This window comes from Microbacterium sp. Kw_RZR3 (assembly GCF_029222405.1).
Lineage (GTDB): Bacteria > Actinomycetota > Actinomycetes > Actinomycetales > Microbacteriaceae > Microbacterium.
Genome location: NZ_JARHXC010000029.1, coordinates 1 through 1,465, shown reverse-complemented (window position 1 = coordinate 1,465; position 1,465 = coordinate 1). Strand labels below are relative to the sequence as shown.

Here is a 1,465-nt window from a genome sequence, read left to right as displayed (position 1 = left end):
GCCCCCTGCGCGGTGGCAGCGTTGAAACTCGTGAGCGCACCGACGACACCGACCGTGAGACTCGTGCGCACCGGCTCTTCGGGTGCGGGCGCCGGCTCCGGCGCGGAGCACGCGGAGAGTCCGATCGTCGCGGTCACCAGGAGCGCGGCGGCGCGCAGCAGACTCCGGGAACGTGTGGTCAATCGAGGAGCGTGAGACTGGCCAGGGTGCACAGGGGAACCTTACCCAACCCGTGCTGTGCGATTGCCTGTGCGCGCCGCCCGCGCTTCCGCTCGCCCTTGCGCGTCGCTTTCGGCGCCCCGTGCTCCGAGACCGCATTCAGCTGACATCCCCATTGCAGGCTGCAGTGGAGATGTCAGCTGAATGCAGTCTCGCGAAGGCCCGCCCGTCCTGCACAGCAGGGCGAGGTCGGGGTTTGACCACCGACGAGCTCAGCCACGACGCGCGCTCGGGTGCTGTCGGCAAAGGTGGGCGAATGATGCGGATGCCGACGATCTCCCCTCTCCCCCTCCTCCGGCCGTCCGCCCTGACCCACTCGACGCGCAGCGTGCGGCGCGGAGAGATCGTGCCGGTCGGGCGAGGCGTTTACGCGCCACGCCTCGAGTGGGAGTCGCTCGCAGGGTGGGAACGAGATCTGGCGCGAGTCCACGCGCACCTCCTGGTAGCACCGGACGATGTCCTGTGTCTGGAGTCAGCTGCGCTGCTGTGGGGACTGCCGACGGTGGGGGCTGGTCATCCTGTCCACGTCCTTGCTCCGGATACAGCGACTTCGCGACACTCGGGTGGGGTGCAGGTGCATACGAGCGCGCATGCCGATCGCATCATCGAAGAGATTCACGGCATACGCCTGACCTCGCGCGCGGACACCTGCGTCGACATCGCTCGCCACCGGCATCCCGGCATCGGCCTCGTCGCGGCGGACGCAGCAGTCGGTGCGGATCGGACGATCGACTCGCTCTCCCTGGTGACGCTGAATGAGGAGAGGATGTCCGCGCGAGGTCGAAGGGCGGCGCGATGGGCGCTGAGCCGAGCGGACGGGCGAGCCGAATCAGCCTTCGAGTCTCTGAGCCGCGCGGCGATCGAATGGTGGGGATTTCCGCCGCCCGAACTTCAACAGTGGATCGGCGCCGACGGCGCCGGCGGTGATCGCGCGGACATGTGGTGGTCGGTGCGACGAGTCGCGGGGGAGGCAGACGGTCGAATCAAGTACGACGGTCGATTCGGGGACCCGGCCGCCGCGCTCAGGGCAAGAGAGAACCGCGATCGCCGTCTTCTGCGTCGCGGAGCCCGGGCTGTCGTCCACTGGGGCTGGGATGACCTCACCGACGGCGATGCGTTGCGAGCCCTATTGATGTCCGTCGGTCTTTCTCCGGATCACCCACCCGACCTTGCGCGTCTGGCCACGCTCCGCACCACGCTCCGCGCTCGACCCAAAGGCTCCGAGCCTCCGTGAACTGAGCAATCT

General features: G+C 68.4%; 2 protein-coding genes. One reads left to right on the top strand and one right to left on the bottom strand.

The features are described 5' to 3' along the window. Positions 1-182 (bottom strand): hypothetical protein (locus tag P2P98_RS01040; protein WP_275796342.1); only part of this gene is annotated, 182 nt, incomplete at its 3' end. A 605-nt stretch (positions 183-787) separates the two neighbouring features. On the opposite strand from P2P98_RS01040, the gene P2P98_RS01035 reads away from it, so the two are divergent. Continuing rightward, positions 788-1,453: a hypothetical protein gene (locus P2P98_RS01035; RefSeq protein ID WP_275796341.1), complete on the top strand. Its 666-nt coding sequence runs from the start codon at positions 788-790 to the stop codon at positions 1,451-1,453. Positions 1,454-1,465 lie beyond the last annotated feature (12 nt).